Below are 21,603 nucleotides of genomic sequence, written 5' to 3'. Positions count from 1 at the left end.
GTGATTTCAGCGTCACAAAATCCTCAAAAACCCGCATCCGGGGCTTTCCAAACCCACCTCACGTTGATACATACGCCACGCGCCCGACGGCTTCGGCCCGGGTCGCCTTCTCAGGAAGCCCTCCGGACGGATCGATCGGCGCCGTTACAAGCGTTGGCCGACCGGTTCGGGCACTCTTTCTGCAAAGGCACGCAACGGTTTAACGCGGGGTGGAGCAGCCCGGTAGCTCGTCAGGCTCATAACCTGAAGGTCATAGGTTCAAATCCTATCCCCGCAACCACTGATACCGACACTCCCGTAGCCGAGGCTGCGGGAGTTTTGGTTTGTGCCCCCTTTTTCGTGTTGCAGTTAGCAGTCCAGCTCAGGATGGTGCCTAAATCGCCATGGAGCGTGGCATCGATATGGCCGCGCTTGGCGCCAGGGTGGAGAACGATGCGTTCGATCAGGCCACGAAGAGCCTGGGCGGCCTCGGCGCGGTCCTCCGGACGGTTCAAAGCCTCGGTGAGGTGGGCGACCTTCTTGGCGTAGAGTTGCGAAGCGCTCGGGAGAATGTCCGGGGGATCCACACGGGCTTCGGCGAGCAGGGTAGAGAGTTCCGCTTTGCGAGCCTCCAGTGTGTCCATCGCTGCGATCATCGACTGCTGGAACATGCCTTCCTTGATCGCTTCGACGATTCCGTGGATTTGCTTCTCGACCTTTGCCAATTCAGCACGCCAGGCATCGCCACTGGCCCGCCGCTCGCGGTTCAGCCGGTTCATCTCCTCGGCATATGTGCGCATTGCTTCTGCGACGACGTTTGGCGCCAGCAGCCGATCCTTCAGCCCGCCCAACACGCGTTGTTCGAGCTCGCTCCGCGCCAAGGTCCGGCCGTTCGAACAGGATCCATTGCTGACATGTGCCGAGCAGACGAAGCGGTCAGCGCCGCGCAGCGAACAGGGGCCATCGCACCAGCCGCAGAGTACAAGTCCCGAGAATAACGACTTGGGGCGACGAGCACTATTGAGCCGTTTGTTCGAGTGGTGCTCACGGACGGCCGCCGTCAAATTGATAAACTTTTCGGCGATCTCACTTTGCTTTGCCTTCACCAGCTGCCAGAGCTCGTCCTCGACGATGCGAAGCTCTGGGACTTTGGTGATGATCCATTCGGACTCCGGATTGAGACGCGAGATGCGTTTCCCCGTCGAAGGGTCCTTAACGTAATGTAGCCGATTCCAGACGAGGCGACCCAGGTAGAGCTCGTTGTTGATGATCCCGGTACCACGCTTGATATGACCGCGGATCGTCGTGTCGTTCCATAGCTTGGTCTCAGGGCCGGCAATGCCTTCGGCGTTAAGCTTCACTGCAATCGCCCGCGGGCTGATGCCAGCGGCAAAGTCGCGAAAGATGTGCCGGATTATGTCGGCCTGGGTCGAATCAATCTCTCGGTCTCCCCGGATGCGATCTCCGCGCTCGTCCAGCCGCTTGATAACTCGGTACCCGTAGCAAAGCCCGCCACCGGACTTTCCACTCTCTACCCGACCACGCAAACCACGGTGTGTCTTCGCGGCGAGGTCTTTCAGAAACAGAGCATTCATCGTTCCTTTTAGACCGACGTGAAGCTCGGTGATTTCCCCTTCGGCCAAGGTGACGATTGGAACGCCGGCAAAGCGCAGTTGCTTGAATAGGGTTGCAACGTCCGCTTGGTCGCGGCTGATACGATCGAGCGCCTCGGCGAGCACGATGTTGAACGCACCGCCTTGAGCATCATGCAACAAGGCTTGGATGCCCGGTCGAAGAACCATGCTCGCACCGGAAATTCCGGCATCCTTGTAGGAGCTGACGATCGCCCACTTTTCACGCTCTGCCCGCTCTTTGCAAATACGAAATTGGTCTTCGATCGAAGCGTCACGTTGATTGTCGGACGAATATCGGGCGTACAGCGCTACTCGCGTCATTCATTTCCCCCGGCATTCTCTTCGCCGCCGACACACGGTGTCGTGCTGCATTTAACCCTATAGAATGAACGCGGCATTTATATGCGCGCGCACCCGGCCATTGACGCACGACAGAGGGTATCGCTTGTCAGCGTCGAGAAAAAGTCCCGGAGGGAACTAAGTTATGCAAGGTAAAGGCGCCTGATGACGGTCGCACTCGAAGAGCTGCGTGCGTCGACGTGCGTCGACTAGGCTACAGCTAGATTGGGGTAGTTTCCTCCTCGGACGAAGCATAGGCTGATCGACGATTTTTGAAATCGTCACGGGCCATTTGTCTTCCGATCAGGCGGGCAAGGCGAAGGATTGATTTTTCGCAAGCCTCCGCCTGATTGATTGCTTCAGCTGCAGGCGAAAGCCTGGAATTTTCGCCGTTCTTGATTTCCAACGCTCGCTGCGCCTCCGCGGGGCACAGTCAAGACAAAGCTCCCGTGGAAATGAAAGTGCGCAAAAGCGTCGATGCGGCTTTCGGATACATTTGCGTTTAAGTGGGCCGCTCAGTCGTGTCGAGGCCAGAGCGCGCGACCTTTGCCTTCGGAGGGCAAAGGTAGGCGGAAGTAGTTGCGCTGGCTATTTCTAGCGCGGCAATGAAGGGGGTGTTCAACTGAGGCGCTCCGCCGTTCGTGAGGGCAGGGTGCCCTGTGCCGAGTCAGGACATCGATGAGACCCCTTGAGTGTGAGACCTTATTGAAGGACAAGTTCGTGGCTTACGTTGTCTTGCGACCAAGACCTGAACCTATTCAAAAAGGACTGTCCAAGCAGCGAAGGGGCATTGGCACGTGCGATGCTCGCGCGAACATTGGTCACCGTTCGATCTCCAACCTTCAAAGATCTGATGAGAAATGTCCTCGACGAGACAATCGAACCATCAGCAAGGCGATGGTTCGCGGATCCAGTAAAGTCGCTTTCGTTGATCGTGCCGGTCCTCATCAAGGTTTGAGCAACATCGGCTGGGATCGATACGTCAGAGGCTCCACTGTCAACAACGAAGTTTAATTTCAGGGTGCCGTTTATGAGAGCGGGCACGTAATAGGTCCCATTGCCTGAAACCATCCTCACGCGCGCGTCGCCCGCGGATAGTTCGGTCATTATCTGAGGTGCCGCGGGCCAAGGGACGCCGAGACGGGCCAATGCCGCCTGGGCAAAACGATTTCCGTGATCTGCGGCTAACCTGTACAGGCGGACAGCTTCGCGCTCATCTTTCACTAACCCGCCATCGCCGCGCTCGTATGCAGCTCCTAGATTTGCTTGACCTAGAGCGTTGCCACCATCCGCAGACATTTTGAAGAACCGTACAGCCTCGACAACATCTTTCGGCAGTCCTCCGACTCCACCCAAATAGGCAAGTCCCAGATTCGCCTGCGCCTGCGCATTCCTGTGTTCTGCTGCGAGCTTATAAAGCCGCACTGCTTCGGTCTCCTCCCTAGTTAAGCCACCGGAGCCGCGCAAATACGCCACGCCCAAGCTATTTTGCGCCTGATCGTTGCCTTGATCAGCTGACAACTTGTAGAGACGCACAGCTTCACGATCGTCTCTAGCTAGACCGCCCTCTCCACGCTCATAGGCAAATCCGAGGTTCGCCTGACCAACGGCGTTACCTTGATCGGCCGAAAGCTTAAAAAGTCGTACGGCTTCATGCTGGTCTTTTGATACCCCAGCGTGACCTCGCGCATAGGCGAGCCCAAGATAAGCCTGCCCGAGAGCATTACCTTGGTCGGCCGATAATTTGAACTGTCGGCCCGCTTCACGTTCATCTTTGGTGACTCCGCCGCGTCCCTCGAGATAAAAGAGCCCGAGATAGACTTGCGCGAAGGCGCTACCGCGCTCTGCGGCTGTTCTGTATAGACGGGCGGCCGCGTACTCATCTTTGGCTAAGCCGCCACGTCCCGTTTGATACAATCTGCCGAGATTGTATTGCGCCGCCGGGAAGCCCTGATCTGCGGAAAGCCTAAAAAGACGGGCGGCTTCAGTATCATTTTGTGGAAGCCCGCCACGTCCCGCTAGATAAAGAACTCCAAGGTCGTTTTGACCTTGCGCATTCCCGTGATCTGCAGCGAATTTCGAGAGGCGGAGCGCTTCGGCGTCATCCTTCGGGATGCCGCCCTCGCCAATCAGATAAAGCGATGCCAGGTTGGCCGCCCCTTGAGCGCTGCCACCCTCGAACGCCTTGGTGTATTGCCGTCGGGCCGCATCAACGCTCTTCGCAGCCTGATAGGCCCGACCAAGCTGGAGGGCAATCCTGGGATCGTTTGGGGCAACCTTCGCTGCGCGCTCGCATGCATCGATTGCGACCTGTGCGACGATCTTTTCAGAACTGACACCAGCGACTCCCGCTGGTCGCGTGCTATCAAACGGATGAGCCGCAACTTGATCGCAGGCTGCTAGAAGTGCAACAAGTGGCTTCTCGGCGGCGGAAATAGAGGAACAACTAAATCCAAACAAGAGTCCGACGGAAATATAAATTAGCCTCACCGTACTCCTCCTGTGAGACGAACTGAAAGTGTTTTCGCTACAATAAGGCCAAGCCTATCCGTCCGGCTCGCTCCTGCCAATGCCGGATATTCAGCAAGGTGTGCGGCGCCAAGGCGAAAACTCTCGGTTGATTAAGAAAACCCGCTCGACGACCGCTCGCGCCCGCCACAGTACCCTTCGCCTGTCTCGCCGAAGGCGTGACGTGCGGGGCCCCCTCTGGGAGCTGAGCACAGCTGCCCGGTGTCCTTGCTGGTCGCTGCCCAGCCGAACGCCAATCGACGCGTCTTGGCCCGCGAGCTCCCGCGCGGGATGGCTCGAAGGGGCTCGACTTGAGGGAGGGCGATCTCACGCTCCGAAGGCGCCCTGCAACAAGAAAGCCCGGCTCATCACCGGGCTTCTTTAGGTCACTTTTGGCTGGCTCTTCGAGTGAGCCTGCTCGCTATGTTGGTGGGCGGTTTGAGAGTGTTGCATCGCGGTGTTGGCGTGCTCCATGCCTTTCGCATGGTCTCCTTTGCCGTGGTGCTCCGCCGCCGATCGATGCGCTTTGGCGGCGTTCTCGTGATGCTCGGCTGCCTTGTTGTGTTCTTCTTTTGCCATATGGGGAATCCTTCGTTGTTCGTCGCTCCCGGCGGATAAGGTCTCCCATCTTGGTTTCGTTCCTATGCGGCCGTCGCGCTCGCAGCGCTATCGCGTTAGGTGGTTTGGTCGAGGATGAGGGGTCGATCGGACCGCCGCCGGCCCACATTTCTGATTTCCTAATGGATATGCCGAAGTAGCCCATAACGGTCGAAGTTGTGTGTCGAAGGACAGAGGAACGAGGGGAGGCGTCGAGAGTCATTGAACGGGCTCTCGGCAAAAACCACACCCCCAAGCCCTTGCCGAGAGCTGGAACGCGGCCTCGACGCGCGTGGCGCGTCGGGGTCGTCTATTCTGCGGTGATTGCGCTTGCGTGGTGCAGCGCTATCGACCTAAGTTGCCGCCATTGGCTCTAAGGAGATTGGTCTAGTGGCTACAGGTACTGTGAAGTGGTTTAACCCGACAAAGGGCTATGGTTTCATCCAACCTGACAACGGCGGCAAGGATGTCTTTGTGCATATTTCGGCAGTTGAGAAAGCAGGGCTGAGCAGCCTCAACGAGGGTGCAAAGGTCAGCTACGAAGAGCGAGAAAACCGCGGCAAAACGTCAGCCGAAAACCTCCGCGTTGGTTGAACTACTTAAGGAACAAGCGGCAATGCCGGGAGTCATGCATACGCTCCCGCGATAGGTTGCCCCCCGACCGGGAGTTTCATAACGGCCTCGGCGCTCCCCGCGCCGGGGTCGTTTTCGTTTGTCAGACATCCAGTCTATAGACAACCTGGCTTCAGCCGCATTGTCCGCAAGAGACCATCCAGCCCGTTTCCGCTGCAGTCGATTGTGCGCGCGGGCTTTTCGGCTGGGACGGCCTGCGATTGTTTACTGCTGGCGAGCCGCTTTCTCTTTCTCAAATCCGGATCGGTCGCTTTATGCCGCCGTGGAGCGACGACAGGAGCGAGAGGCTCGAGGATTGTTTTCGTTTGCGGGGCAGGCGGAGGGGGTACCGGTGCGATCGGTCCTGGCTCTGCCGCGGGGGCGCTGGGCGTGGTAGTGCCGACCGTCCGCTGTTCTGGGACGAGCGAAAGCCGATCGGACTTCTTAGCGCGCTCCGCTGCTGGATACGCGATGGTCGGTGCCGGCGGAGGATCTCCCGCGAGCGCTGCAACTGCACCCATTCCGGCAAAGCCGATTATTCCCAACGCCAAAATCCGGATCATCCGCATGACTGATCTCTGACCGGCAGTGAACCGCAGCATTCTGTCGTTCACATCTATGCCCGCTTATGCACCCGCAAACCTACAACCGCCATCCGGGCGAGAACGGGGATTTTTTGGGTCGAATGTCCGATGATGCTTGCGATAGGAACCTCCGTTGAGTCGCGCGGTTGACCAGCGTTCCCGGTGCCTAAGACGGACAGCACTAGGACATGGCCTCAGCGTTACCCCGGCGCTGGGGCCATTTCTTTCAGGCGAGTGCAAGAGGTCGACGACGGAGTAGGCTTCACCTTGCATTCACTTTGCAAACCATAGAACCTGCGGCCTTGATGATCGGCATGTAGGTGAGGAATATGTCCTTTGACCCGATGGCCGCTGCGGTTGACTGGCTCGATGCCTACCGCGCTGGCGACCTTGAAGACATGCTTGGCATGTATGCTGAGGATGCCGTGATCTACTGCGATTGCGGGAGCACGAAAACTCTAACCGGCCGGGAAGCCCTTCGCGCGTATTGGATTGATCGCCTCAAGCGCTATCCGGCATTCGAACTGGACAATCTGCGCCACGACAGAGGCGAGACCGCGATCTCGTATTTTACAGGCGCCGGCTTAGTCAACGCAGTTTTGACGTTCGACGCAGTCGGCCAAATCAAGGCTGTTAGCTGCGGACAAGCTTGACCCTACTCTTCAGCTTCCGATCGATCAGCATTTGAGCGCGTCGCCTTGCCAATTCGGGCAACCTCGTGCGCACGGTACTGTTTAGCACTTTGTCATCGAGCTCGATGGCGATCTCGAATTGATCGTCGTATCGGCTGGTCACGCTGAACGTGACCCCTCTATGGACATGCGTGGTGGGCATGCGCCCGATTTAGCAATCGAGGCGCGGCGCGAGTACCGGGAAGGTACGGTAGATCGTCCCAGCCTGGGAATGGGCTCATGCATGGGCCGACTGGCATGACCTGCACGACGATCATCTTTTCTTCTTCTGTTTCGATTGTGGGGCAGCTAGGCGCACCACAGATTTGCAATCCGGGCAGTGTAGAACCAGCGCCTCGTAGCCTGTGGTGAGCGGCTCAGCGTAGATCGCGTGCCGCGACACGTCACACGACGTGCAAACTTGTTCCAAGCTCTCCATCCGCGCCGCTCCCGAATCAAGGCCACAATGCACGTTATCGTGCATATGGCCGCCAGGGTGCGGTGCCATCTCCCAAACGGGCTAAGCCAGTCGTCGCAGGGATTGCGTCTGCAGGGCAGTTCGCCAAGACTTATGGCCCAAACGAGCTATCCGTCAGCGAACGCATCGCTTCCGGGCTGAAGCATCCTCACGAACGTTCCGCTCTCGTGGTACTCGAGCCAGCCTCGGCCGATAGCGTGCTGTAGCCCAGCCCAATACTCGGCCGGCGTCGCTTTGTCCTGGTAGATCATCGGATAGTTGTACGGAAAATATCGGCCGCGCCGTCTGACGGATGGCGCTCCCGTTGTCAATTGACGCAAAGCTGCGACTGGTCCGAGAAGCTTCAACTAGGCGCTGCGCCTGGCCTCGATGACTACCGTACCTTCCAGCTCTTTAACCGCTTCTTGTTCGGTCATGCCGCTAACAAGAGCTACTTCTTCGGACAAGCGATCAACGGCCGTCGTGTAGAGCTGACGTTCGGCGTAGCTCTGGTCAGGGCTGGCGGCCCGCCTGTGGAGGTCGCGCATCACTTCGGCAATTGCAATAATATCACCCGAATTGATCTTGCTTTCGTACTCTTGAGCAATTCGTGACCAATTGCCCCGCGCCTTACGAGGTGGCTGACACAGGATGCGTCGTGCGTGCTGGATGGTGCCAGGGTCGGACAACCGACGCATTCCAGTTTTGGCCGCTCTGCTCGTTGGAACGCGAAGTGTCATCTTGCTCTTGCAGAAATAGACGACGAAGAACTCGAGGCAGGCGCCGGCTACAGTCTGCTCTTCGATCGCAACGATCTGACCAACACCGTGCGCTGGGTAGACGATCAGGTCATTCGCCTTGAATCCAAAGAGCGTCTTGTTGCTCTGGCTTCTATCCGCTTGATCGGCAGGGGACGTAGCTGATTGCGTGTGGGCTGAATGATTAGCGCTAGACTGATAGACAAAGTTCATTTCGCGACATGCTCCATGAAATCTGCAATTGGTTTCTTGCCAATTCGAGCTTTGATCAATGAACGCATTAGAAACAACTGCGGGGCTCAGAAAAAGAATGCCGCCCCGGCTATCCCTCACCAATAAGCTACGAGTGCGAGCGCCGCCACGATAATGGCACGAGCAATATCCATTCGGTTCGATGGCGTGACTTCTTGGCAACGAGTTCGCCAGCCTACAAATCCAGCAGTTGCTAGCCTGCAGGAAAACCTTGTGATCGCATTTGTCGCATACCCAAAGCTGCGCTGTGAATCGGGAGTCTCCTCTCAGGAAATCACGCAACAAACTGTAGTCGAAGCGTGCGCTCGGTCGCAGCGACAATCCTCTCAACAGGATCGTGCTGATTGTGTCGAACCTCCTGGTTGGCACGATGGAAGCGAGTTCCCATTAATTTGGTTCGTTGGCACTTCAGGGCGCGGCGGGTGACGCGCGATGTGATCGATGTCACGTTGAGCGTTGACCCATAGATCGGGCCGTTGTGGCGAGTTCCGCATAGACCAATGACGCATTGTCTATCGCTGGCCAGTTTAGAGAAGCTCTCTATACGCAGCGGTGCACGCTACACGCTTGCGCAACTCCAACACCAGCGCCGGGTAGGGGCGCTGGTGTTTTTATGAGGGTCGGTGCTGTCCTAGTTGTAGTGAGCGATTGACCTCTGGCTTGCGCTTCCTGCTAACCTTTAGTCAGTCCAAGTACGGTCTCCACACCGCGGGCATTCAAACGTATGAATGACAGTTCCGCTTTCAGATTCCATGATTGTTCTGACGAGGGTGAGCTTCACTCCGAAAACGCGGCAGTCATGATGTGATTGGTCCGGGACAGTTGCGATCTTGTCAGCTCGAAATAGATCCATGCCGCGCAATCGGTTTTTTGAAATGATGCTGTTGCTGCATTCGCGATACCGGAATGCGTTGTCGTTGCAATTGTCAGGCCGGTGCTCGATCAGCAGCCGGCTGCCCGTGTGCAAGCCATCAAAGGATGGATAGCTTGCCAGTCGCGACGGGTTCGAGACCCGCGGAGTGAAATACTCCCTTAAGCGTACGGTACGGCGATTCACACCCGCGCGGTGTGGCGTAATCCACACTGTGGACAACAATGCACCGGTCCATCGATTACCGCGTGTCATCCAGTCCGCAAGACGGTGGAGGTTCTTCGGCCATGCGCTGAGAGCCGTTTCCGGTGCGGCAGTATCATCATCCATCTGGAAGGTGCCTCGGAAAGGTCACATCAATCACCGAGCGCACGTGAAGGTTCCTGACGCGATCAGGACGACGACCGCGGTCAATGACCCAAACGGGCTATCCCTCGGCCAACAGATCGCTCTCTGGCGGAAGCGTGCTCACGAACGTCGCGCTCTGATGGAGTTAGCGACCAGGGCGCAAACGCCGCCCGTTTAAAATGCTCACGGGCAGCGCTGGCTCTAGCCCCAGGATGTAAAGTGCAAAATCCTGACGAGTAGAAAACTGCTGGGACCAGCAGATGTTTCTTACTCAGGAAGGGGTAGCCCAGCGGCCTCGATATGTGGTCGACGCCCTATGGCGGCACCAAGATATCTGCCTTCGCTTCACCGCGGGCGACGATCTTTAGCGCATCATCTGTCAACGGGCGTTGAAGCGCCTTCGCTTCGTCCCACGGTGCCCGCATCCAGACATCGCGCTCCTCGTCGGTCGTTAAGATCACAGGCATAGCCTTAGGGTGGATTGGCTCGACGTGCATTCGGCGTCGTCGTCAGGAAGCCATAGACCAAATGGGGGCCCGGGATCGGCTTTGACTTCGTCCCGCGATCTCCTTTGAACTCGGTCCAGATGCCGGCGAAAGCTGCCAGTGGCCGATCGTCATCGATCGCAAACCAAACGACGTCCTTCTTCTTGGTCTCCGGATTCGGTTCTGGAGCGTACTCGGCGAAGCTATTGAAGGGGACCAGACAACGATGCTCCGGATTCAGCCAACCCCGCCAATGCGGTGATGCCGTGTTGCGGATGTTGGTGACCGGCGGTCCGCCCGTGCGCGGCGGTGGCGGCATGCCCCACCGCAGTTGGGCTGCGCGCCGATAGGAAAAATAGGCCTCCGAAATAGTGGGTTTCACGATCTAGCGCACCAGTGAATCGAACCCCCGACAGCGCGCAAGCAACTCGCCGTTCGATCTGTCGATGTGGCGCCTGCCGTCCTGACAAATAGCCGCCCGATGGGTAGACCTTGTTCAAAGTTCTCAGTCCGCTCAGTCAGGCCCGCGCGCTGCCAGCCTTCCTTACTGAGCGCCTTTTTGTACGCGCTGGCGTCAACGGCTTAGCTTGGGAGGCTCGAATGGCCCTGGTTTCACTTTGAGTAGGTAGAGGGTGAGCGCCCGTGAGCCTGTTTTCCTCTCGTGAAACACGCAACCTGCCATAAAGGGCCGCCATGACGGCCTCGAGGCTGTCGAGCCGCATTCGACAAAAGAGATGATCCGACACGCGCAGCTTCTTTCTGTCCTTCGTCAATGGAAGCGCCGCTGTTGGGAGGAGGAAATAATCTTGAATGCGTGTGTTGCCGCTATCCATTCGAATCAGAAGCGTAAGTTCGGCCTTTTGGTACTTGAGCTTTCGCACCTCCCATCGGCGAGCCCTGGTGTCACCGTCTGAAACGGCGCGCGCCACGGCAACCGATACAGTCAATCCTCCAGAAATCGTGACGAGGTACAGCTCGTGCAAAAACGAGGCGTTCACGCCTCGTCCTCTCAGATTGATAATGATGTCATCGACCACGGAGCAGATTGTGCGGTCAATTTCGACTGCGATCTCCATAAAGCGGTACCGAGCGTTGGGCCTGTAGCCGACGAGCTCATAGGCTCTCATGAGCGACCCAAATCTCTTTGTGTAGACGCTGGGGTGAGGCACCGTCTTCGCCGCCGCGATGATGTGCACGGACAAGCGGCCCTTTCGTCGCAGGAGGTTCACCAATCTATCGAGCAATTGCTGATCAGTTTCTTGCTTGTTGTTTGCGACCTGAACCAGCCGCTTTTGCGCACGAGCGAAAAGACGCGGCTCTACGATTGCTTTGAACGCATTGTCGTGTCGTATCCACATGTCGGGTGGGTTGGTGACACGGTGTCCCGCGAGCTTCATGGAGCTACGATTAAAAATGATGTGACCCAAGTAGATCTCATTCGCGAGAATGTTGCTGACAGTGAGAGCGGTCCATCGTTTTCCACCTGGACTCAATAAGCCATCAGCGTTGAGCTCCTCCGCAATATGCGTCCTGTTTCTTTTGTGAATCGCAAACGACGTGAAGATACGACGGACGGCCTTTACTTCAGAGCTGGGCCCTCGAACGAGAATGACTCTTTCGGATTTCAGGTTCTTCTGCTCGCCATGCTCTAGTATCCCCTTGTGCTTTCTGTTCGCATCGACACGCATCCGACGCAGCCCATAAGGTGCAGCCCCGCCCCGCCAATATCCGCGGTCGACGATATTCGTCTGGCCCATAAACACGTTCCGCGACAAGTCCTGGCTGAAGCCAGCGGCTTTCGCGCGCTTCAGGCTCTTGAGTACGACCGATGACAGGCTGCCATCGTTCTCAAACTCATCGGCGCAATAGTGAACCTGTATTCCCGCGCGTGTGCAGATGAATTCGTAGTAGGCGCTTTCGTCGGTGTCCTGGAAGCGTCCCCAGCGGCTCACATCGAAGACGAGGATACAGTCAAATCCTGTCTGCCCGCTCTCGACGTCATTAATGAGCTGCTGCAGACCCTTGCGGCGTGCAATGGTGAGGCCACTGCGTCCGGGATCGGAATAGTTGCGAACGATATCGATGCCTCGGCGCGCCGCATAGGCGGCGATGGCGGCAGCTTGGATTTCGATCGAGTATTGCTGGGGATTGGACGACATCCGCAAATACTGTGCGGCACGAAGCGTCGGTGGTGATTGCTGTTCTGCCTGAAATGAGGCGGTTTTGGCAATCCTTGGCTCGCGCAACGCAATGGCGCGTTCTGGGCGCGTCGGTGAAGATGATCGTCGCTCGGGCACTGTCGAAGGCATGTGATTTCGACGAAAGTGTGCAACTGACCGCAGATCGGTAATGCCGACAATGCCAGATGGTTCCTGACGGATGTCGAGCCGTCACGGAGGATTTCCAATATTGGCATTTGATCGCGCGGAACAGCCCGATGATCGAAACTTCATGCGTGGTGACGTTGAACAGGCGAGCCATGTCGAGGGTTCCGGACTAGGCCAGACAATCCTTCCGACTTCCGGAATATACTTCGCAGCCGCGTGGCAGACGCGGCGCCAAATGCTTCCGCTTGTTGCAGTGCGGGCGGGCTCGGCGACCAGGTCATCCGCGCGGCCTTATTCCGAGCCGTTGGCAGCAAGCAGCCTCTGTCTCAAGCCCGGGCGCCTCCTTTGATCGGCGCTACTTTCTTGGGATCTATCCAATGGTCGATCCGATCTGCCCAATGCTGCAGCAGCTTCGTGCGCGAGCCGATCAGCGCGAGCGGTCCGTGCCTCTTGTAGAGACCTTCCACGGTTGAGTTATCGAGATGCGCAAGCTGCAGCTCGACAACGTCGCCGTCCCATGCCTTAGCGTCCTTGATCTCCTCGTGGTGAGACAAAGTCGAAAATGTGGTCCTGAATCCGTGGGCGCAATGATGGGTCTTGGTGTCAATGCCAAGCAGCCGCAAACGCTTGTTGAGCGTGTTGCTTGATAGAGGTGCATCCTTAGAGCAGGAAAACGCGTACCGGCGATGGCCGGTCAGCTTCTTAGTGATGCGCAAGATTGCGAGTGCCTGCCGTGACAAAGGCACGACATGGTCCCAACCGGTTTTCATCTTGGCGGCTGGAATAGTCCAGCGTTCGGCATCCCAATCGACCTCGCTCCACTCCATTTCATTGACCATGCCGGGGCGGGGTATGGTGAGCGCATCGAAGCGCAGGGCAAGGCCAACAACGTCGCCAAACCTCGCTCTCGTCCACGGTGCGGTGATGAGCTTGAAGACGCGCGTCACGTCACGTGGCTCGGTAACGCCGGGGCGCGGCGTCGAAATGTTGGCAATCATCTGCCCATTCAGGTTGCGGAATGGATTATAGCCGTCGCCTTCGACGTCGGCATAATCGCAAATCTGCTCGCCGATGCTGCGCACGCGGTCGCGGGTTTCCAGCTTTCCGTCGGCCTCGTATGAACGCATGAAAGCGAGCACGTCCGGACGCTTGATCTCCTGCCTACAAAGCTTGCCGAACCGGTCCTTGACGTAACCGACGCGCAGCTCAAGCACCTCGATGGTCTTGGGATCGCGCACCGCGACGATCCTACCGCGTTTGACTTTCTCCACCTTCTTCTTCGCGAGCCACTCGTCGGCCCATTGCCCGAAAGACCGGGCGGCCGCCTGCCTGTGCTTGTCGAGCTGCTTCTCTGTGCTCGGGTCTTTGCCCTCCTTGAGCAGGTCTTTGGCCTTGTCGCGCTCGCGCCGCGCGTCGGCGAGCGAGAAGGTGCCATCCTTGCCGTTGCCGTAACGGCCGATGGAGTAGGTTTTCCGACGGCTGTGGAAGCGGTAGTCCATCCGCCAGAGCTTGGAGGCAGCGTTGCCGGGCCTGTTCTGGTCCGCGGTGACGAACAGATAGAGGCCGCCGCCCGTCACGTCGGAAATCTTGGCAGGGATGCACATGCCGTTGTCGAATTTCGGTCGGGCGGCGCGGCAGTCGACGTCTGTCTTGATCTGCTTGGGGTTGGCGCACACGCCATCATTCTTGCCGGCCATCTGCTCAAAATCCCTTCGTTCGGAATAGCGAAAGTCGCCGCGAACGTTTGTTCTCCGGATACCGACAAAAATACCGACACATTGAGCGGCTGGGATCGGATGAGAACAAACGGTGGCGAACACCGATGTACGCGGAAAGCCCTATTTTTCAAGGGTTTCCGGGCACTGCGCGGACGGTCGCGGACGCTTTGGAACGGGCTTGAACAGCCTAGTTGGTGCCCCTGGCCGGAATCGAACCAGCACTCCTTGCGGAACTCGATTTTGAGTCGAGCGCGTCTACCAGTTCCGCCACAGGGGCATTCGCAATGGTCCCGGCCGGGAAGGCCGGGGTCGCGAAGCGCGGCGGACTATAGCGGGCGGCCCGTCACGGTCAACCCGCGCGGACGGGATGTCCCGCGCTCCGGCAGCCAAATTTTCGCAAGGATACGACCCGGATTGGGCAGAGGGATCGCCGGTCCGAGCGCGTTCGCGACGGAATTGCCGCTGGCGCCCTACCGTCGGCGGGCGCCCCCATGTCGCTGGCCGCGGCTGTGGCAACCTGCTCCGTGACGCGGGGGCGCGAGCAAAGCTAATGTCCGGCTCGTCGATTGCGACGACGCAAGGGGCATTTGCAGATGGTGTGGGCATGGTACGAGCGCAGCCAATTCGGTGACTTCTTCCCGAACGGCGATTACGTCGGCTGGGAGGAAGGGCTCAAGCAATATTTCGACGAGCAGATGTCTGCCGAGCAAAGGGCGGCGCTGAACAATTGGCACGTCGCCTACATCGGGGACGTCGCCCGCAAGTTCAGGGAGGACAGGGGCCTGCTCGAGCCGCACGAATGCCCGTCGGAATTCAGGATGGAGGACCCGCGCAAATCGCTCGGTTCGCTGCTGATGCTGACCAGCGGGCTCCGCGCGGTCGATGCAACCCTGCACGCGATCATCGAGAAGCTGGAGCCGGGCGTGCACCAGTTCTGGCCGCTGCGGATCACCACGCCGAAGGGCAAGGACTACCCCGTCCCGTATTACGGAATGCTCGTCCGCCGCTATCTCGACAGCTTCGTGCCGGAGCAAAGCGCCGTCCGTCAGGTCTCGGAGGGATCAATGGCCTATTTCGCAAATGATCCGACGAAAAAGGGCTACGGCAGTCTAACGGTCCAGAAGCGTGTCAGCGCTGGCGTCCACCTCTGGCACGAACGCAGGCTGCTCAACCCGAGCGTATTCTTTTCCGATGAGTTGCAGGCGGAAATGACCCGGTGGGGTCTGCGCGTGCCCACGCATCATCGGCTGAACGCGATTTGAGCGCGGCGGACGATAGTTCGTCACGGTCAACCCGCGCGGATGTGATTGTCCTGCGTCTCGACAGCGGTATTTTCGCGCGATACCACCCGGATCGAGTATGGAGCAGGGCCATGACCCTCCCGGACGATGCTCGCAGGAGGACCGCCGTGACGACCGCCACCGCCCATCCGTCGGATGCTTCCGCCGCCGGCAATCCGGCGCTGACCTCGGCTCTGGCGATCGCGGTGATCGCGGCCGCGACCTTGGCCGGCGCCTGGTTCTTCCAGCTCGTGCTGGAGATCATGCCCTGTCCGCTCTGCCTCGAGCAGCGCTATGCCTACTACCTCGCGGTCCCGCTCGGTGCCGTGGTCGCGCTCGCAGCCGCCCGCGGCGCGGCGCGTCCGGTGCTGCTCGCGGGGCTAGCGATCCTCGGCCTCGCCGCGCTCGCCAATGCCGGGCTCGGCGCCTATCACGCCGGCGTCGAATGGGGCTTCTGGCCGGGGCCGACCGATTGCACCGGCCCGCTGGTGGATTTCGGCAAGGCCGGCTCGCTGCTGGACCAGCTCGACAAGGTCAAGGTGGTTCGCTGCGACGAGGTGCAGTGGCGCTTCCTCGGCATCTCGCTCGCCGGCTACAACGTGCTGATCTCGCTGCTGATGGCCGCGATCGCCGGCTGGGGCATGGTGAAGGTCGCGAAGGCCTGAGGTCGAAACACGGCTTCCGGTGATCCGTCATGCCGAGGAGGCCGCGTAGCGGCCGTCTCGAAGCATGCACGGGCACCGGCCGGGCCGTTCATCCTTCGAGGCTCGCAAGAGCTCGCACCTCAGGATGACGGGACTGGCAGGTGCGCCGCACTTAATTAATCGTCGACGTCGTCCTGGGGACGACCGAACAGATGGATGATGCCCGGCGTCGAGATGGTGACGAACAGGAAGCGCGACAGATGATGCGCGCCGACGAAGATCGGGTCGATGTGCAGCGTCAGCGCCAGCGCCAGCATCGCGTCCATCGCGCCGGGCGCGAAGGCGACCACGACGTCGGCGAGCCGGACATGGGTGGTGAAGCCGATCACCGCGACGAACACGGCGGAGATTACGATCGCGATCGCAAACGAGCCGAGCCCGGCATTGACGTGGCTGAGCAGGGTCGAAGTCTTCATCCGCGCAAAGCGGGTGCCGATAATGGCGCCGATGCCGACCAGCGCGATATTGCGCAGCCAGGGCGGCAGGCCGCCATCGACCAGGCCCGAGCCATGCAGCAGGCTGGAGGCGAGCATCGCGCCGAACATCCAGCTTGCGGGAAATTTGATCCAGCGCAGCAGCAGCGAGACGCCGATCGACAGCGCGATCAGGGCAATGAGGCCGAACGGCGAGGCGACCGTGGTCGGCAAGGGCGGCGGCGCGGCGTGCGTCACCCCGGTCAGCGCCAGCACCAGCGGCAGCGCCGCGGTCAGGATGATGACGCGCATGGTCTGCACCACGGCGATCGCGGCGACGTCGGCACCCTTTTCCGCGGCGAGGATCGTGATCTGCGACAGCGCGCCGGGGCTGCCGGCGAGGAAGGCCGAGGTCTGGTCCCAGCCGTGCACGCGCTGCAGATAGAGGCTCGATCCGAAGGTCGAGCAGAAGGTCGCCAGCGCCAACAGGCCGATGGTGAGCGGATAGGAACTCATGTGCTGCAGCAATTGCTGCGACATCAGCGAGCCCAGGGAAATGCCGAGCAGCAGCAGCACCGATTGCGTCAGCACCGGCGGCACCGCGAGCGGCCGTCCGGCCAGTGCGGCGATCCCAACCGCGCACATCGCTCCGGAGATCAGACCGCCCGGCAATCCTGCCCATAAAAACAGCAGGCCGCCGCCGGCGCCGATGACGAGAGTCTCGAGCCCGTTCAGAACTTTGCTGCGGTCGGGAATGGCTGTTGCCATCGAAGCGCGGATCAGGGTCACGCCGCCTTATGGCAAATTCGCAACCACGGGACAATTGCATCTCGCGATTGCAGCATTGCGCCGGAATACTCGGGGGAATCCTCCTTCACCCTCCCCTGGAGGGGAGGGTCGCTTCGCATGAAGCGAAGCGCAATGCGAGGCGGGATGGGGTGACGGTCTCTCCTGTCGGGAGCTGCCCGTGTTGAGAGATCACCCCACCCCGACACACGTTTCGCTGTGCTCAACGTGTGCCGACCCTCCCCCTCCAGGGGAGGGTGGCAGCGTTCGCGATTTACTTCGTCGCCGCGGGCGCGGCAGCGGCACCGCCCGCCGCGTTCTTCTTGCACTCGGAGCGGAATTTCTTGCGCTCCTTGCCGTGCAGGCCCTTGGCATCGGCTTCCTTCGAGCACTCCAGCGACTCGGCGGTGCGCGGCTTGGCTTCCTTGGCCATCTTCGCGTCGGCCTTCGGAGCAGCGTCCTTGGCGGCGGGCGCGGCGGTCTGCGCGAAGGCACCGCCGATCAGCAGCGCGGAGGCAAGGGCGGTCACGGTCGCAAGGGAGGAAATCTTCATCATGGGGCACCTCTGAGGAAAGGAGGCCGAAACGTCGCGCGGCGATGCTGAACCGTGGATGAACATGCGGCGGTCCCGCCGCCACAATATTTTCACGCGCGGGCGCGCCCGCACGTTGTCGCAAGTCGGGGTTGCGCTAGGATAATGGTCTTACGCCAATGCCCCCCAGGGAAACCAGGAATGGAAACCAGGGACGGGAATTTAGGGATGACGGGAGACCAGGGATGACCATTCAGACCAGATTGTTGTGCGTGATTGCGGTGTCGGGCTTTGCAGCCTTTGCGGCGAGCGCGCCGGCGCAGGCCCTGACCGCGCAGGAATGCAGCGCCAAGTATCAGGCGGCCAAGTCGGCCGGCACCCTCGGCGGCCAGAAGTGGAATGATTTCCGCAAGGCGCAATGCGGCGCCGACGCGACGCCGGCTGCGGCGCCTGCCGCTCCGCCGCCCGCTGCCGCCGCGCCCGCTCCGGCCGCGCCGAAGGAGGCCAAGAAGGAAGCCGCTCCCGCCGCGGCACCGGCGATGCCGGCTGGACCCGCCGTGTTTCCGAATGCGGTCGATCCCAAATATGCCAAGGAAACCGAGGGCAAGCAGCGCATGCACAGCTGCCTCGACCAGTACAACGCCAACAAGACCACCGGCGGCAATGGCGGCCTGAAGTGGATCCAGAAGGGCGGCGGCTATTACAGCGAATGCAACAAGCGTCTGAAGGGCGCCTGAGTCCTTACCTGAACGGACGTTCGAGGAGAGCGGCCGGCGCAAGCCGACCGCTTTTGTTTGGGCCGAAGCTCTACGGGCTTTCCGCCAATAGCTTATCTGCCGACTGCGCCAGCAGTTGCGCGCGCTTGCGCGGGCCGCGTTCGAGAAACAAGAGGCTCTGGCCGAAGATGAAGCAGTAGAACAGGAAGGCCTGCGCATCGGCCTCGTCGGTCGGCAGCCCGGTGGCGCGGTAGAGCTGGCCGACCTGTTTCAGCCGCGCGGCATCGACGCTCGCAGCGGCGGCCGCCGCGGCCTCGTCGGTGCGCGCCCATTGCCGGATCGCGAGCTCGACCGCCATCGCCTCGGTGTTCATGCGTTCCGAATAGAGCGTGATGATCGCCTTCAGCCGCTCGCGCGCGCTGGCGCCGTCGAGCGCGGTCTGCTTCTCGATCGACGCGATACGGCCGTCGCGCCAGCGCATCAGCATGGCCTCGAGCAGCGCGGCGCGATCCTTGAAGCGGCGGTAGAAGCCGCCCTTGGTGACGCCGAGATTCTTCGCCAGCACCTCGACCCGCACGCCGTCGACGCCGCTATGCGCGAGTTCGGCGAATCCGGCCGCGACCCAGACGTCGCCCTTGCTTTCAGTCATGTGATCTCCGCGGACCCTTATGCGCGATCTTGATACGGTACCGTATTGCTAGCCTGCTTCGTCCTTGATACGCTACCGTATCAAAAATCGACGGAGGGTACGATGGAGGGCGAGGCGACCTATCGCGGCACGGTCTATCCCTGGCACTGCGACCACATCGGCCACATGAACGTCATGTGGTATGTCGGCAAGTTCGACGAGGCGAGCTGGAACATGTTCGCGCGGCTCGGCCTGACGCCGAGCTATCTGCGCGAGTCCGGCCGCGGCATGGCCGCCGTGCAGCAGAACATCTCCTACAAGCGCGAACTGCTCGCCGGCGACCTCGTCGAGGTCAAGAGCCGGCTGGTCGAATTCCGCGACAAATCGATCCGGATCCTGCACGAGATGCGCAACGCCGAGACCGGCGAGATCGCGGCGACCTGCGAGATCGCAGCCGTGCATATCGATCGCGCCGCGCGCAAGGCGGCGCCGTTTGCGCCCGCGATCCGCTACGCGGCGATGCCGCATCTCGTGCCGTCAGACCCCGTGAGCGCGTGACCGCGATGCCCTGTTTCGAGCCGAAGAATCCTAACTACCGCGCGGTCGCCACCGAGACGTTCGCGCGCCAGCGCGCGATGCAGACGCTTGGCATCTCGATCGCGCGCATGGAACCGGGCGAGGTCGATCTCGCGATGCCCTACGCGCCGGAGTTCTGCCAGCAGAACGGCTTCGTGCATGCCGGAATCATCACCGCGGGTCTCGACAATGCCTGCGGGATTGCCGCCTTCACGCTGATGCCTGAAGGCTCCGACATCCTCACCGTGGAGTTCAAGACCAATTTGCTGGCGCCGGCCCGCGGCGAGCGGTTCCTGTTCCGCGGCGTCGTGGTCAAGCCCGGCCGCACGCTGACGGTCTGCGACGGCCGCGCCTACGCGGTGCAGGACGGCGTCGAAACCCTGGTCGCGACCATGAGCGGGACACTGATGGCGCTGCAAAGGCGGGAGGGGTAGAGAACAAAACTTCATCTCCGTCATCCTGAGGTGCGAGCGGAGCGAGCCTCGAAGGATGTACGGCCGCCGGCTTGGCCGTTCATGCTTCGAGACGCCGCTACGCGGCTCCTCAGCATGACGGACCTGAGAGCAGCGGCGCACGATATCTGCGCATCCCCTTGAGACCCGCGCATTGACAAGCCACCGCCCCGGCGACCTGATAGGCGCATGTATCGCGTGAGCGCCCTGTCATGATTGCCAGCCTCAGCCTGATCCTGCTCTGTCAGCTCGTCGGTGAGGTTGCCGTGCGCGCGCTCGCCGTGCCGGTGCCGGGTCCGGTGGTTGGCCTCGTGCTCCTGCTGTTGCTGCTCTTGGCGCGTGACCGATATCCCGCGCTGGCGCGCGGGCCGCTCGGCAATGACGGCGTCGAAAGCGCAAGCCGCGTCATGCTCGCCAATCTCTCGCTGCTGTTCATTCCGGCCGGCGTCGGCGTGGTGCAGAAGCTCGATCTGCTCGCCGAGCACGGCACGGCGATCCTGGTGATCCTCGCGGTCTCGGTCATCGTCACGCTGCTGGCGACGGTCGCGACCTTCGTTGCGGCGAGCAGTCTCTTTTCGCGCGAGGACGAGACACCGTGAGCGACAATCCGTTCTCGCTCTGGGTCTACCTCTCGCAGTCGCCGCTGCTCTGGCTGACGGTGACGCTCGTGACCTATGCCGCGACCGATGCAGTGTCGTTGAAGACGCGCCGGCATCCGCTCGCCAATCCCGTGCTGCATTCGCTGTGGATCATCGGCACGTTCCTGCTGCTGACCAACACCTCCTACACCACCTATTTCGCCGGTGCGCAGTTCGTGCACTTCCTGCTCGGTCCGGCCACTGTCGCGCTCGCGGTGCCGCTCTACGAGAACCGCAGACGGGTTGCCGCCGCGGTGCTGCCGATGCTGGTTGCGCTCGCGGTCGGCTCGCTCACGGCGATCGTCTCGGTGGTGCTGCTGGCAAAGGCTTTCGGCCTGCCGCGCGACATCATCCTGTCGCTGGCGCCGAAATCCGTCACGGCCGGCGTCGCCATGGGCATCAGCGAATCCCTGCATGCCGATCCGTCGCTGACGGCGGTGTCGGTGATCCTCACCGGCATCATGGGCGCGATCATCGTCACGCCGCTGATGAACTTCACCGGGATTACCGACTTCCGCGGCCGCGGTTTTGCCGCCGGCATCGCCGCCCATGGCATCGGCACCGCGCGGGCCTTCCAGGTCGATGAGGTCGCCGGCGTCTTTGCCGGCATTGCGATGAGCCTGAACGCGCTGGTCACCTCCCTGCTGGTGCCGCTGGCCGTGACATATTTGCTGCGCTGATCACGCTTGCAGAGCAGTTTTGTGCTATTGGCATGGCGCAGAATAGCAAATCCTTCTA

At 60.5% G+C, this 21,603-nt stretch carries 19 protein-coding genes, 2 tRNA genes and 1 pseudogene; 10 read left to right on the top strand and 12 right to left on the bottom strand.

Features of this window, described 5'->3' with window-relative positions; all coding sequences use genetic code 11:
- The first annotated feature begins 203 nt into the window (after nt 1–203).
- A tRNA-Met gene (locus BI327_RS31785) sits at nt 204–280 on the top strand.
- Here BI327_RS31785 and BI327_RS43685 read toward each other — a convergent pair.
- From BI327_RS43685 to BI327_RS31770, 4 genes are all read right to left on the bottom strand, one after another.
- On the bottom strand, nt 237–1,934 hold the full coding sequence (locus BI327_RS43685) for a recombinase family protein (RefSeq protein WP_076865505.1): 1,698 nt from the start codon (nt 1,932–1,934) through the stop codon (nt 237–239). The genes BI327_RS31785 and BI327_RS43685 overlap by 44 nt on opposite strands.
- 238 nt (nt 1,935–2,172) lie before the next feature.
- Nucleotides 2,173–2,358, bottom strand: coding sequence for a hypothetical protein (locus tag BI327_RS41970; RefSeq protein WP_143271723.1), 186 nt, complete (start codon nt 2,356–2,358; stop codon nt 2,173–2,175).
- Between the two features lie 296 nt (nt 2,359–2,654).
- Complete coding sequence (locus BI327_RS31775) at nt 2,655–4,442, bottom strand: retroviral-like aspartic protease family protein (RefSeq protein ID WP_076865212.1); 1,788 nt, start codon at nt 4,440–4,442, stop codon at nt 2,655–2,657.
- 399 nt (nt 4,443–4,841) lie between these two features.
- Nucleotides 4,842–5,039 (bottom strand): hypothetical protein, encoded by a 198-nt coding sequence (locus BI327_RS31770; protein ID WP_076865210.1) that lies wholly within the window; start codon nt 5,037–5,039, stop codon nt 4,842–4,844.
- Nucleotides 5,040–5,447: 408 nt separating this feature from the next.
- On the opposite strand from BI327_RS31770, the gene BI327_RS31765 reads away from it, so the two are divergent.
- The gene (locus tag BI327_RS31765; RefSeq protein WP_076865209.1) at nt 5,448–5,651 is read left to right on the top strand and encodes a cold-shock protein; all 204 of its coding nucleotides are present in this window, start codon (nt 5,448–5,450) and stop codon (nt 5,649–5,651) included.
- 931 nt (nt 5,652–6,582) lie between these two features.
- A complete protein-coding gene (locus BI327_RS31760; protein WP_076865207.1) occupies nt 6,583–6,906 on the top strand; it encodes a nuclear transport factor 2 family protein in 324 nt (107 codons plus the stop codon).
- Between the two features lie 843 nt (nt 6,907–7,749).
- Here BI327_RS31760 and BI327_RS31745 read toward each other — a convergent pair.
- From BI327_RS31745 to BI327_RS31725, 5 genes and pseudogenes are all read right to left on the bottom strand, one after another.
- Nucleotides 7,750–8,352, bottom strand: a complete 603-nt coding sequence (locus tag BI327_RS31745) for a CarD family transcriptional regulator (RefSeq protein ID WP_076865202.1) — start codon at nt 8,350–8,352, stop codon at nt 7,750–7,752.
- A gap of 1,572 nt (nt 8,353–9,924) precedes the next feature.
- Nucleotides 9,925–10,426 (bottom strand): annotated as a pseudogene (locus BI327_RS31740) (SOS response-associated peptidase family protein); the annotation flags it as partial.
- 187 nt (nt 10,427–10,613) lie between these two features.
- Nucleotides 10,614–12,404 (bottom strand): recombinase family protein, encoded by a 1,791-nt coding sequence (locus BI327_RS31735; protein ID WP_083742282.1) that lies wholly within the window; start codon nt 12,402–12,404, stop codon nt 10,614–10,616.
- 344 nt (nt 12,405–12,748) lie between these two features.
- Entirely contained in the window at nt 12,749–14,119 is a 1,371-nt protein-coding gene (locus tag BI327_RS31730) for a tyrosine-type recombinase/integrase (RefSeq protein WP_076865198.1), read from the bottom strand.
- Nucleotides 14,120–14,332: 213 nt separating this feature from the next.
- Nucleotides 14,333–14,417, bottom strand: a tRNA-Leu gene (locus tag BI327_RS31725).
- 316 nt (nt 14,418–14,733) lie between these two features.
- Between BI327_RS31725 and BI327_RS31720 the strand changes: the two genes are divergently transcribed.
- A complete protein-coding gene (locus BI327_RS31720; protein WP_076865196.1) occupies nt 14,734–15,402 on the top strand; it encodes an imm11 family protein in 669 nt (222 codons plus the stop codon).
- 110 nt (nt 15,403–15,512) lie between these two features.
- Complete coding sequence (locus BI327_RS31715; RefSeq protein WP_076865195.1) at nt 15,513–16,085, top strand: disulfide bond formation protein B; 573 nt, start codon at nt 15,513–15,515, stop codon at nt 16,083–16,085.
- Nucleotides 16,086–16,240: 155 nt separating this feature from the next.
- On the opposite strand, the gene BI327_RS31710 is transcribed toward BI327_RS31715, so the two are convergent.
- Together BI327_RS31710 and BI327_RS31705 are read right to left on the bottom strand one after the other, a co-directional pair.
- On the bottom strand, nt 16,241–17,326 hold the full coding sequence (locus BI327_RS31710; protein WP_089025652.1) for an AbrB family transcriptional regulator: 1,086 nt from the start codon (nt 17,324–17,326) through the stop codon (nt 16,241–16,243).
- A gap of 271 nt (nt 17,327–17,597) precedes the next feature.
- Nucleotides 17,598–17,876: a PsiF family protein gene (locus BI327_RS31705; protein ID WP_076865503.1), complete on the bottom strand. Its 279-nt coding sequence runs from the start codon at nt 17,874–17,876 to the stop codon at nt 17,598–17,600.
- Nucleotides 17,877–18,100: 224 nt separating this feature from the next.
- On the opposite strand from BI327_RS31705, the gene BI327_RS31700 reads away from it, so the two are divergent.
- Nucleotides 18,101–18,592 (top strand): hypothetical protein, encoded by a 492-nt coding sequence (locus tag BI327_RS31700; RefSeq protein ID WP_076865193.1) that lies wholly within the window; start codon nt 18,101–18,103, stop codon nt 18,590–18,592.
- 70 nt (nt 18,593–18,662) lie between these two features.
- Here the strand turns inward: BI327_RS31700 and BI327_RS31695 are convergent, their stop codons facing one another.
- Complete coding sequence (locus BI327_RS31695) at nt 18,663–19,220, bottom strand: TetR/AcrR family transcriptional regulator (protein WP_076865191.1); 558 nt, start codon at nt 19,218–19,220, stop codon at nt 18,663–18,665.
- 102 nt (nt 19,221–19,322) lie between these two features.
- On the opposite strand from BI327_RS31695, the gene BI327_RS31690 reads away from it, so the two are divergent.
- The 4 genes from BI327_RS31690 to BI327_RS31675 all read left to right on the top strand — a co-directional run bounded on the left by BI327_RS31690 (nt 19,323) and on the right by BI327_RS31675 (nt 21,545).
- Nucleotides 19,323–19,757 (top strand): acyl-CoA thioesterase, encoded by a 435-nt coding sequence (locus tag BI327_RS31690; protein WP_076865189.1) that lies wholly within the window; start codon nt 19,323–19,325, stop codon nt 19,755–19,757.
- Between the two features lie 5 nt (nt 19,758–19,762).
- Nucleotides 19,763–20,209: a PaaI family thioesterase gene (locus BI327_RS31685; protein WP_076865502.1), complete on the top strand. Its 447-nt coding sequence runs from the start codon at nt 19,763–19,765 to the stop codon at nt 20,207–20,209.
- Nucleotides 20,210–20,439: 230 nt separating this feature from the next.
- Nucleotides 20,440–20,826 (top strand): CidA/LrgA family protein, encoded by a 387-nt coding sequence (locus tag BI327_RS31680; protein WP_076865188.1) that lies wholly within the window; start codon nt 20,440–20,442, stop codon nt 20,824–20,826.
- A complete protein-coding gene (locus BI327_RS31675) occupies nt 20,823–21,545 on the top strand; it encodes an LrgB family protein (protein WP_076865186.1) in 723 nt (240 codons plus the stop codon). Before BI327_RS31680 ends, BI327_RS31675 begins: the two co-directional genes overlap by 4 nt.
- Nucleotides 21,546–21,603: the final 58 nt, after the last annotated feature.

The sequence above is a fragment of the Bradyrhizobium mercantei genome (genome assembly GCF_001982635.1).
Classification (GTDB): domain Bacteria; phylum Pseudomonadota; class Alphaproteobacteria; order Rhizobiales; family Xanthobacteraceae; genus Bradyrhizobium; species Bradyrhizobium mercantei.
Note: the sequence above shows the minus strand (reverse complement) of the source record. Positions and strands in the feature narration are given on the sequence as shown.